Here is a 12,209-nt window from a genome sequence, read left to right as displayed (position 1 = left end):
GATTGCGAGTGCAAATATAGGGCGCTTTTTCGATTATAAAAATTTTTTTAATGCTTTTTTGAATAAATTTTTAAATAAATTTTCAAGTACTTAATAATCAGTAATTACTAAAAGAATATTTTTGTGTTAAATATTATAATTAGGGTTCTATCGCATTTAGAATACCTTTTATCTTTGGTCTTTTAAAACTAACAAATTTTCACCTTTCATTGAGTCGGAGATGAAGAAGAGCAAGAGCAAAGTGGGGAAAAGTTATAGATTGGATGAAACCTGAAGTATCTAAATCGGTATCCTGACTATAGACTCTAAAAGCAATATTTTCTGAATTTTCATCTACAATTTTTGCTTCAGCAATGATCTCTGCCATTTCAGTGTTTGCTCTTGATGCTAATGCAGGAAAAGCAGAAACTCTGTTTAGAATTCTCAGACGCAAAGAATTGCAATAGTTTTTCCAGCTGACTAAGTCTCCCTAGATAAATATTTGAAGTAACAGTGTATATTCTATTTTCTGTCTGTTCAGCGGGAGACAAAGATGCCATTACTTTTTCTAACTCTCTGTACTGCGTAATAAATTTATAATATCTGCCCCACCTGTCATTTACAGCAGCTCCCGGCACATAACGCCCTGTTGTATTTGTAAATCCATGAGCATGAGTGTAATTTAGAGAAGTTGTTCTTATTACCGTAAAATAATTCCAGTAGGACAAGTCATTTTTTTAAACTTAATGCTGTTATGGAATTATCTTATCATTTCTAAGCTGTGCAAATAACTCAAAAAAAGAATCTTTTGTAGCTTTATAAACTGAAAAGCCCAGCTTTCTACTTCTGGACATATCTGTCATAACTTCTAAAGGGCGGCCAAGGTCCAGATCTGTATGCCACGCTGATGCTAACTGATTTATGTCTTCTTCTATTAATTGCTTATTTTGCGCAATTTCTCTCCAAACGACATCTTTTTTGTCGAGAATGGTTTGCAGTGGTTTTATGGTTCCGTTATAACCTTCAAAATCAATCTCAAACCATTCAGCTATTTTTGGCCACAACCATTTCCATCGAAAAACATCACCATTTGTGATATTAAAAGCCAGATTATAAGCTTCAGAACTAGTTGCAGCCCAGATGATTTGATCTGCCAAAACTTTAGCATCAGTTACATCAGATAAGCCGTTCCACTGTGCTTCAGAACCCGGCCATATAAACGGCAATCCTTCTTTTTTGCAAATACTGGCATACACAGCCAAAGTCGTCCCCATGTTCATTGCGTTTCCTATCGTTTTGCCAATTAAAGTATGAGGTCTGTGTATGTTCCAGGTAAAACCATCTCTGGCTGCAGCAGTATAAACCTCATCTTCCTGCGCATAATAGAAATTCTTTATGTCTAGTCGAGGCTGCTCTTCTCGTAAGGGTGTGTCCGGTAAAGTTCCAGTTGTAGCATAAGCGTCAAAAGGTCCCAAATAATGCTTTAAACCCGTTACGAGCGAAACATGCATTATCGTTTTTTTTATTGATAATACATCTAACAAATTTCGAATCATAGCACTATTAACTCGTATATTTTCGTCTTCTGTATCGTTGCGCATCCAAGTGGTAAAAAATACGTGTGTGGGAGAAATTTCTTTTAATGCCGCCGTCAGCGACTCAATACTTAGTAAATCAGCTGCAATTGTTTGCAATCCCTCAATATCATTTTTTGGTTTTCGCGAAAGCCCGTATACTTTCCATCCGTTTTCTATAAGTTTTGAAGCAAGATTACTTCCGGAAATACCTGTAGCACCTACAACAAGTGCTGTTTTATTAATCAATGTTTGTTGTGAATACATAGTCTGAATTTTTATTCAAATGTAAGACCAACTTACCCATCTTACAGATGATCTAAAACAAGAAATTCAGTTGATAGAGATCAATTATTTGGCAAAAACGATAACATTTTTTTTAAGACGACTTAGGGTTTCAGGCGTAAGTCCAAGAAATGAAGCCAACAGATTCTGAGGAACACGCTTCACCAGATCAGGATTATTAGCCATAATGTATTTGTATTTCTCCTCGGCACTATGAGTATGTGAACTAATTAATCTTCTTTCTTTACTAATCAAACTATTTTGAAACAATAGACGAAAATAGCGATCCATTATAGGAACTTGCAAAGTAAGTTTCTCAAAATCTTCACTGGTGATCAGCAAAACATCGGTCTCTTCGAGTGCATCAATGGTATAAAATGCAGCTTCACCACTAAAAAAACTACTCATATCTGAACTCCACCATCCTTCCAGAGCAAATTGATTGATGTGCTCATTGCCTTTCTCATCGACATTATACGACTTCAAAAGACCTTTGCTTACAAAAGCCAAATATTTACACACATCGCCTTCAACCAAGAGAAATTGTTTTTTCTTTAATTTTTTATGTTTAAAAAAAGTCTTTATTAGCTCTTTTTCCGATGGAGTTAAAGCGACTTTTTCTTCAAGGTGTTTAAAAATGATATCGTACATTATCGTAAATCTTTCTTCATAAATTGATAGCACATAAATGTATGAAAATTATTTTTAAACTGTAAGCTGCAATAATACCACAATTAGCAATTCATCCTGTAGAGCAAAACTAAAACCTATAACCTGCGTTAAAAAATTCTCTGATTCAAAAAGTATTTTTAGAGAATTAAACAATACTCTTTTTTTTATCAATAAGTAATTAAAATTAATTTTTTAATGATAAAAATCATTTATAAAGTAATTGATAATGAGTATCTTTACTAAAGAACCTCCTCACGAATAAAAATAAACAAACGATTTTAACAGAAGCTACAGAAGCCATCAATCAGGAATAAATTTTGAAAATTGATCGCTTATTAAAACCTACAACACCATTTCTCTAATAGTAAATACAGATTTTAGTTGCAAAAAATGAGGTAAATGATTGCTTCATTTTTAATAACTAACGATTTAAAAAAATTACAACTGATACTACTAAATAATCAACTCAACCGAAGATGAAAAAATCAAACGTATTCATTCCTATCATTTTTATAATCTCTGCAGTTATAATTTTGCTCAACAGATATACTGCCTTTTATATCAGTGACTATAGGGTACATTTTTTCTTTTTATTCTTTATGGTATCCTCATTTGTAATCATGATAGGACAATTTTTAAAAAAATTACAAACCAATTGGTCAATCATTTTAGTTTTCATCATTATCGGAATCTTATGTGGGCTCAAGGCTTTTTTTACGTGGGGAGGAGATTGGAAAACACAAACTGTATTGTACAGAAATATTGATAACAAAAACAAAACGATCAATTTTCAGTTGCGAGCAGACCGATTTGCATTCGGCTATAAAAAACGTATTGTAGGCATCTATCATCTAGCGCCATTTATGGAATGGACAACAGATGTAGATACTCTTTATTTGGATCAATCAAAGTGGGAGAAAGTAAATCTACAGCTCAATAAAATGAAACTTAAATAGAAAGTACAAAACTGTTTTAAAAATTACAAAATATTTAATATCAAACAATTAATAAAAAAAATACCCAGACAAACCAAAATACATTTCCCTTTTAAAACAATTACCATGAAAAAAATACTCGTTACCACAGACTTTTCGAATATCTCAAAAGCAGCGATACGATTTGCTATTCAATTTGCTTCTCAGACACCTTGTGAACTTCTATTTTATAATGCAGACAACTCAAGCCACAGTGATCATAAAAAAAACGAGCAAGAAAATAAGCTCAAAAAATTCATACTCTCCATTTACAAAACAACTAAAAAACAAGCGGACAAAGTTCGATTTATAGTAGAAAATCACGTTCATGTAGACAAAGGTATTATTGCATACGCGCAAAAATGCAATGCCGATTTTATTTGTATTAATACGTCGGGCCCGGGAATATTTAATCATTTAATTGGCACTACAGCTTCCAAACTGATTACCACTTCACCGATTCCGCTTCTGGTAATTCCTTATACTTATCGAATGAAACCCATCGATCTTTTATTATATGCATCAGATATTACGAGGATCGGAGTTGAACTTCCATCGGTAAAAAAAATTGCAGCACTTTTTGATGCCAATATAACGATTCACCATTACAATGAATTTATTGATCAAGGTGATTTTAAAAATGATTTTAATATTATATCTCAAAACTATCAGTCAGATAAAGTCTCTTTTTACTTTAAAAAATTAAATATTGAATTTTCCTTACTTAATCATTTGCAGGTAGATCTCCGAAAATTAAAACCATCAATCCTGGTGATGTTTACCAAACAAAACCGCGACTGGTTTGAACGTCATTTCTTATCGAGTAAAACTAAAGAGTTTGGTTTTGACACCAATGTTCCGATACTTGTTTTTAGAAAATAAAGACAAATAAAACAAGCAACACAAATGACCGAAAAAAAGTTTAATACCGATGGCCTGACAACGACTCAAGTACTTGCGGCAAGGAAGAAATATGGCCCGAACATATCTTCTTATAAAAAAACGAACCGCTATACAACTGCTATAATTCGGATGATAAAAGAGCCTATGATGATTTTATTATTAATCGCATCAAGTATTTATTTTATCAGCGGAAAAACTGCGGATGGCTTTTTTTTAACCTCGGCTATTATTTTAATTTCGGCTATATCCTCTTATCAAAATGCACGAAGCCACAATGCTTTGGAGCAATTAAAGGATCTTACAAAACCCAAATGCAAAGTCATTAGAAATGGTCTTGATATTGAAATCAAAACAGAAGAAATTGTGATGGGAGATAGCCTTTTAGTAGAAGAAGGAGTTCTGATTTCTGCCGATGGAATAATTGAACATTCTAATGATTTTTCTGTAAACGAATCGATTCTAACCGGAGAATCTATGGCACTTAGCAAAGATAAATCGACCAAAGACAATGCTATTTATCAAGGAACAACCGTCGCCAGCGGACTAGCTATTGCAACGGTTATCGCTATTGGCAGTGCCACCAAACTAGGAAAAATTGGCAAAAGTCTGGAAGCGATAAAAGAAGAAAAAACGCCATTGGAAATGCAAATTGGCAATTTTGTAAAAAAAATGGCTATTGCTGGTACAGTAGTTTTTTTAATGGTTTGGGCGATAAATTATTTTCATTCCTTTAAAATTTTCGACAGTTTACTCAAAGCCCTTACGCTGGCTATGAGTATTCTCCCGGAAGAGATTCCGATTGCTTTTACCACTTTTATGGCCATTGGTGCCTGGCGAATGATGAAGGAAGGAATTATTGTGAAACAAATGAAGACCGTTGAAACACTTGGCAGTGCCACAGTGATTTGCATTGATAAAACGGGAACCATTACCCAAAACCAAATGAGTCTGGCTAAGATTTTTTCTTTAAAATCGAAAAAAATTACAACGCTGGATGAACCACTGTCTGAGGATGAAAAAAAATTGATTACGCTGTCAATGTGGGCAAGCGAACCCATTCCGTTTGACCCAATGGAAATTGCTTTGCACGAAGCGTACACAAAAATCATCCAAGAAGACGAGCGACCCAATTATAAATTGGTTCATGAATATCCATTGTCCGGCAAACCTCCCATGATGACGCATCTTTTTGAGAATAAATCGGGCACTACCATCATTGCTGCTAAAGGTGGTGCAGAAGCTTTAATGAATATTGCTCCTCTTTCTAAAGAAGAAAAAGAAGAAATTGCAAAAGCCATAGAGGAATTATCGCTGCAAGGTTATCGCATTTTGGCGGTAGGCGAAAGTCATCACTCCGGAAATTATCCCAAAACACAGCAGGAATTTACATTTGACTTTATCGGACTATTGGCTTTTTATGATCCTCCGAAAAAAAATATCAAATTGGTTTTAGAACATTTTTATAAAGCAGGAATAGAGGTAAAAATCATTACGGGCGATAATGCCCTCACCACTTCATCGATCGCTAAAGAAATAGATTTTAAAGGTTATAATAAAAGTATCTCGGGCGATGAGCTCATGAAACTAAGCGATAAAGAACTTAAAAAACGGGTAAAAGAAATTAATTTATTTACCCGAATGTTCCCCGAGGCCAAACTAAAAATCATCAATGCATTAAAATCAAATAAAGAAATTGTTGCCATGACAGGTGATGGCGTAAATGACGGGCCTGCACTAAAAGCATCACACATAGGCATTGCAATGGGTAAAAAAGGTACAGAAATTGCCAAACAGGCTGCCTCTCTCATACTGATAAATGATGACCTTTCAAAGATGGTTCATGCAATAGCGATGGGAAGAAAAATTTATGCTAACATCAAAAAATCGGTTCAATTTATCATTTCTATACATATTCCGATCATCTTTACGGTTTTTATTCCGCTGGCATTAGGTTGGATATATCCCAATATCTTCTCCCCTATTCATATTATTTTTCTTGAATTGGTTATGGGGCCTACGTGTTCGATTGTTTATGAAAATGAACCTATGGAAAAAAATACCATGACGCAAAAACCGAGACCTTTTACCTCAACTTTTTTCAGCTGGAAAGAACTTTCTACCAGTATTATTCAAGGGATAATCATAACAATCGGAACCTTGTTTGTTTACCAATATTGCATCTATCTTGGGTACAATGAAAAAAGTACCCGAACAATGGTTTTTGTTGTTTTGGTATCGGCCAATATATTTTTGACATTGATGAACCGTTCTTTTTATTACTCGATTTTTACCACCTTGCGCTACAAAAATAATTTGGTACCTATAATAATCGCAATAACTGTTTTTATTACCGGTCTTTTACTTTACATAAAGCCATTTGCGGAATTTTTTGCCTTCGAACCTCTAAAAGCATTACCCTTATCTATGGCTATAGGAGTTGGGTTTGTGTCTGTAATGTGGTATGAATTGGTGAAGTTGTGGAAAAGAAATACTAAAGTATCTTCGTAATGATGCGCCTTTTGTAGAATAATTATTCAAAAACAAATTGTTTTATTTTTAGATGTAAAAGGAACATAACTTTTCTAAAATCTTCTGGTACCTATTTGTTTTTGTGTTGTAATGGGCGACCGTACTTTCTTTCTAATAAAAAAATATTAAATCTAATCCAGTTATAAAAGAGCCCTAAAAGCAAAGCCGCAACTCCGATTAATAATACAGACAATCCTAAATGCGAATAAAAAATTCCGCTTACAATTCCGCCAATAAAAAAAAAGCTAATAATACTCAATCGCAACTTTATAGAAACAAACAGCTTTTTTCTATACAGCTTCTCATGATAAAAAAACAATTGCGACAATTCGATTCCGAGATCTGTAAAAAGCCCCGTCAGGTGGGTTGTTCTCACGGTAGCATTAGAGATTTTTGTCACCAGAGAATTCTGTAAACCCATTGCAAACAACAAGATGTAAGCCAAAACATTAGGGCTATCTGCCATCAAACGTGTCCCAAAGACTGCGACTGCAAACAAAATTGCGCTTTCAATAGCGGTTGGAATTACATAACTGTATTTTTCGTTTCTTCGCAAGAGAGACTCTACTATTAGACTTGAAAAAAACGATCCCAGAAAAAAGAAGAAAATATATAAAAAATAAATAAATCCCTGTCTGAAGTCAAGTTTGAAAATTTCATCTACAAAAAAAGCAAAATGTCCCGTAACATTTGTCGTTAATTTTTGAACGGCCAAAAAACCAGCAACATTAACCAAACCCGCAACAAACGATAACAAAGAGGCAATTTTAAGATTGTGCCTCAAATTTCTTTTGTTTCCCTGATGTTTGAACATATTTTTATAATTCTTAATTTGTAATTATTTCCGAATTATAACATACTTCTTCAAACAGAAAACACACAAAGCAGTAGCAAAAAATAATAATGTAACAACTCCCTGACGATCTTAGATTATTTTCTAAAAATTGTTATGGTATCTGTTAAATTTTCTTTGTTAATGAATGCTGTAATAAATTCCTGCACTTCATTGGTAGTCTCAAGAGGTGTTTCAAAAGAGTTGATATGAAATTCATCGTCCTGATCCAAAATATGTATAATTTCTGTATATCCCCTAGAAATTAAACTGCCTTTCAATTTAATTATATTTTGCTGTTGCTGAGCATTTAATTCCTTACGAACTTTTAGTTTTATAGCTTTATCCATAAGAAAAAATTTAAATTAATACCTTTAATTGATTATCAAATGTAGAAATTAATTAAGAGAAAAATCGCATAAAAATCGCTGATTAATATTTTTTTATTAACATTCAAAAAAACATGGAAGCATACTGTCAATTAAACAAAAATAGAGATGATTTTCCTGTGTAAACTATCGATTTTATAAATCAAATGTGCTTCAGCTTTATCCTTTATTTCTAATACTTGCTTTAGTAACAAAATTAATGAGCGTGATCCATATATTCCTGAAATGATTTATTAGGGTCAGAAGTGGCGTATTCATTTTCCGGTTCAGGAATTACATGAATTTTTGAATCGCTTAAAGCAACGATAGCAGAACAAACGTACACCCCAATCATGCCGTCACTATATTTAAAATCTAACAATGTCAATTTTACAATTTCATTGATAGACAATTCATAATAATTGCCGTAGCGGATAATTTTAAAATAAATCTGACTGTTTTCTACTATCTCAAATTGATTGGTTTGAATGTTTTCAAAAACAAAATTATTTTTTACGTCTTTTTCATTAAATCCCCATGCTCTAAATTGAACAAAACCATTCACAAAATCAATTGAGATATAATAACCGGTTCCTTCTTTATCACATTCAATGACAAAACCTGTTTTACCCATTCCTTCAACAGCCAATGTCCCTTCCCAAACAAAATTACTTGACGGTTTTTGAAAACAAAAAACTTCGTAACCGCTACGGCAACCAAATTTCCATTTATTTTCGTTTTCTAATGTAAAATTTGCCGAAGGATTCCCTAATATAGGTACTGGAACGGGCAAGTTTTTTTGAAGAATGGTTCTCTGATACAAAGTTTTCCAATGATGGTAGGTTTTTAACAAAAGCCTACCCGTACTGTCAACTTCCAGCTGTTTTGGCGGAGGTATTACGCGAAGTGTATTGACATTTCCTCCCACAAAATAAAAATTATAAATGAGATAATGTTCTCCCTCTTTTACAATTCTGGCGGCATAATTACCTTGCGGCATCAGCACATTATTATGAAAAGCATGATATTCTCCTTTAAAATCGGGAGCAAACCAATATCGAACTTTAATATCTTCGCGGATAGAACCCAGCAGATAATGCATGCCTTTTATTTCAACCACACAAGGGCACTCAATATCATCGTACACATACGAAACATGCAACGGTTTTTGAAGAACAAATCCTTTTGCCTCACGCTTTGCAACGCCAATACAACCTCTTCTGTAAGTTGGACCTATGGCACTTCGGGCACAAATTAACAAATAATCTTCCCCTTCAAACTGGTATTTATAAGGGTCTCTAAAACTGAGCCACTCGCGAGGATTGTTATCTGAATTTTCATAATAAGGCGCCTGACTTTTTAAAGGCAGACCATATTGATTTTCTTTTGTCCAGTGAATTAAGTCCGGAGAAACTGCTCTTCCAATTTTTTGCATAATTCCTTTATCCTGACGCTTTAGACCCGTATAATACATTTCGTAACCTTCGCCATCCGATTTTTTACTCACATGCATGGTCCAGAGCATATCATCATCCCACTCGCCCGGATCCCCAACAAACAAAGCGTTTTTTACTCTTCTCCAAGACAAGCCGTCTTTTGATATTGCATGTGCAATATAATCGTGATTTGGAATGATCAAATGAAATAAATGATGAACACCGTTTTCATCGATAAATACATCTACATCGCCTATTTCCCAATTACTAAACCCTGAACCTGAATACATATTACTTAATTATTTTATAATGTTTTAATCCTTCTAAAATCCCTGCAGATGCTGCACTTTTTGCTACATAAACACTTTTGGTGGTTACGTAGTCCGCCAATTCTACACTTCTATTTCCTACGATGATACCTTTTACAGCACCTCTAAACATGTCTATGTCGTTTCCTGAGTCGCCGGCCGCAACGACATTTGATAAAGGAATTGCCCATTTACGGCATAAAAATTTTACAGCATTTCCTTTTGAAGCTCTTTTGGGAATAAAATCAATAAACTCCTCATGACTCGGAATAATATTTACTTTGTACCAGCCGGTCCCGAGAACTTCTATTAATTGGGCATGATCGTATTTTTCTTTATCATAATAATACGAAATCTTATATGGATTCTGCGCTTCTTCTTCTTGGATCCGAAGCCAGGGAACGGCTTTTAAACGACTAACAATATCTTCTCTCTTCCAGCGGCCTGACAAAAACTTCGACCAGCCTTTGTCTAGAATATAATCCTTACCGTTTGTATAATAAATTTCGGTTCCTACAGAGCAAATAATAAAATCCGGCAAAGGAAGTTGCTCTTCTTTTATTACTTTTTTAACCAGCCTCAAATTTCTTCCTGATGCGAGAGCAAATGCCATTTTCTCAGAACGATTGATCAAATGCGCTTTTAATTCTTCTAATCCAGGATTACTAAGTTTCGGTTCGATCAGCGTTCCGTCAATATCTGAAACCAATAAATTTTCAACTTTTCTTTTTAATCGTTCAATATTAATATTAGGATAATGCTGTTTTTTGATGCCCGAACCAGAGGATAATGATAAATTTTCATTAACCAAATCTACATAATGATTGACATGTGTGAGCCAACTGTAATGTTTCTGAATATTGATTGCGCCGTTGTTAGAATAATAGCGCCATTGATTCTCATCTGTCAAGATATTGCGCAATGCCTTTTTAATTTGATTCTCGTTTTGTGGGTCTACTAATTCTCCGTTCTGACAGGTCGGAATAATTTCTGACGGCCCTCCGTTTTTAGTAACAACCACAGGAAGACCAGAACTTGCGGACTCAATGACTGTTAATCCGAAATTTTCATGAAGTGCCAGGTTTACAAATACGCCTCTTTTTTCTGCTGCATAACGGTAAATAATAGAGACTTCATTCTCTACATCATGCTTTTTAGGAATTGCCATTTTTCCGTACAAATCATATTTGTCCATCAATAGCAATAAATCTGTTAAAACGTCTTTTTCAGATTCTGGCATTTTGGAAATATCTTTTCGGATGCCAGCAAAAATGACCAAATTGGCGATGCTTTGCAGTTCCTTGTCTTTGCCGTAAACTTCTATGAGTGTATGCAAATTTTTATGACGATCTGGCCTAGAAAGCGCCAGAATAAAAGGCTTGTGCGGATTTATTAAAAATTTAGAAATCGTTTCTGCAACCCAATATTTTCTTTGCTGTTCCTCCATCTGCTTATCCGAATCCTGCTCCTGATGGTAATAAGGAACAAATTTTCTGGTGTCAATTCCCGGAGAAATGGCGTGATATTTCGCCAAATCAAAATTCTTGTACGGTTTATACGTTTCAATTTCCTGCTCTGTAGAAGTCACTATAAACTCTGATAATTCTAAAGTCTTTTCTTCAGCAGCAATTCTCGTAGCAAACTTAAATTTCTTTTCGATTTCCTCTTCGTTCATGTCGCTTTCCAGTAATTTTTTCTGTTTGTGAAAACCCAAAGAATGTCCCGTATGAGCAAAAGGAACATTTAAGATCGTTGATAATTCACTGGCCACATATCCGGCATCACCGTAATGAGAATGTATCCAATTCGGAAAAATATCATGCAATTTGATGTGTTGCACCATACCATTCACGAAAGTGTCCAAACCTTCCCATAACTGCTCCTTTGCTTTGTATTTTTTTCCCAGGAAAGGGATTCTTCTTATGTCTAATTTGTCATTAATAATTTCGACAGGAACGGCATATTCTGAGGAAAGATTTTCATCGTCAATCAATCTGGTAAATAAATGAACATGCTCTACATCTTTATGTTGCGATAAAAATTCAGCAAGCTCATAAACATACTTGGTCTGTCCGCCATTATCTGCATCTCTACCAATCTCTAAACCCGAACCTTTCAAGAGTCCATGAATGTTGATCAATGAAATTCGTAATTTTGTCATCTTCCTTATTTATTTGTTATAATTTTTAAGGTAAGAAAAATAATCGAGAATTACGGTAACGAGCACTTTAAAATTAGCATTACATTAACATTTAAAACCCTTTTAAAACAACTATTTAAAGTGATGATTTTCTGTTTTTGCCTGTTAAAAGTTTTTTAGTTTTTGCAAGAAAAATTTTTTTCAATACA

Annotated in this window: 9 protein-coding genes and 1 pseudogene; 3 read left to right on the top strand and 7 right to left on the bottom strand. The window is 34.2% G+C overall.

Annotated elements, in window-relative coordinates; translation table 11 throughout:
- Positions 1-199: 199 nt before the first annotated feature.
- The 3 genes and pseudogenes from LNP22_RS09855 to LNP22_RS09845 form a co-directional block, all read right to left on the bottom strand.
- Positions 200-457, bottom strand: a pseudogene (locus tag LNP22_RS09855) (SusD/RagB family nutrient-binding outer membrane lipoprotein); the annotation flags it as partial.
- Between the two features lie 274 nt (positions 458-731).
- Positions 732-1,820, bottom strand: coding sequence for an SDR family oxidoreductase (locus LNP22_RS09850; protein WP_229973302.1), 1,089 nt, complete (start codon positions 1,818-1,820; stop codon positions 732-734).
- Between the two features lie 84 nt (positions 1,821-1,904).
- Positions 1,905-2,489 carry a Crp/Fnr family transcriptional regulator gene (locus LNP22_RS09845; protein WP_229973301.1) on the bottom strand — a complete coding sequence of 195 codons (585 nt, stop codon included), beginning with the start codon at positions 2,487-2,489 and terminating at the stop codon, positions 1,905-1,907.
- Positions 2,490-3,130: 641 nt separating this feature from the next.
- Here LNP22_RS09845 and LNP22_RS09840 point away from each other — a divergent pair.
- From LNP22_RS09840 to LNP22_RS09830, 3 genes are all read left to right on the top strand, one after another.
- Positions 3,131-3,466: a hypothetical protein gene (locus LNP22_RS09840; protein WP_229973300.1), complete on the top strand. Its 336-nt coding sequence runs from the start codon at positions 3,131-3,133 to the stop codon at positions 3,464-3,466.
- Positions 3,467-3,571: 105 nt separating this feature from the next.
- Entirely contained in the window at positions 3,572-4,366 is a 795-nt protein-coding gene (locus LNP22_RS09835; RefSeq protein WP_229973299.1) for a universal stress protein, read from the top strand.
- Between the two features lie 24 nt (positions 4,367-4,390).
- Positions 4,391-6,895 (top strand): cation-translocating P-type ATPase, encoded by a 2,505-nt coding sequence (locus LNP22_RS09830; RefSeq protein ID WP_229973298.1) that lies wholly within the window; start codon positions 4,391-4,393, stop codon positions 6,893-6,895.
- 91 nt (positions 6,896-6,986) lie between these two features.
- Here the strand turns inward: LNP22_RS09830 and LNP22_RS09825 are convergent, their stop codons facing one another.
- The 4 genes from LNP22_RS09825 to LNP22_RS09810 all read right to left on the bottom strand — a co-directional run bounded on the left by LNP22_RS09825 (position 6,987) and on the right by LNP22_RS09810 (position 12,021).
- Positions 6,987-7,730: a YoaK family protein gene (locus LNP22_RS09825; RefSeq protein ID WP_229973297.1), complete on the bottom strand. Its 744-nt coding sequence runs from the start codon at positions 7,728-7,730 to the stop codon at positions 6,987-6,989.
- A gap of 116 nt (positions 7,731-7,846) precedes the next feature.
- Positions 7,847-8,098: a hypothetical protein gene (locus LNP22_RS09820; RefSeq protein WP_210667174.1), complete on the bottom strand. Its 252-nt coding sequence runs from the start codon at positions 8,096-8,098 to the stop codon at positions 7,847-7,849.
- Between the two features lie 235 nt (positions 8,099-8,333).
- Positions 8,334-9,842 (bottom strand): glycoside hydrolase family protein, encoded by a 1,509-nt coding sequence (locus tag LNP22_RS09815; protein ID WP_229973296.1) that lies wholly within the window; start codon positions 9,840-9,842, stop codon positions 8,334-8,336.
- 1 nt (position 9,843) lies between these two features.
- Positions 9,844-12,021 (bottom strand): HAD-IIB family hydrolase, encoded by a 2,178-nt coding sequence (locus tag LNP22_RS09810; RefSeq protein WP_229973295.1) that lies wholly within the window; start codon positions 12,019-12,021, stop codon positions 9,844-9,846.
- Between the last annotated feature and the right edge of the window lie 188 nt (positions 12,022-12,209).

Source organism: Flavobacterium flavipigmentatum, assembly GCF_020911905.1.
In the GTDB taxonomy this organism is placed as follows: domain Bacteria; phylum Bacteroidota; class Bacteroidia; order Flavobacteriales; family Flavobacteriaceae; genus Flavobacterium; species Flavobacterium flavipigmentatum.
The sequence above is the reverse complement of the archived record's forward strand: the minus strand, read 5'-3'. Positions and strand labels throughout refer to the sequence as shown.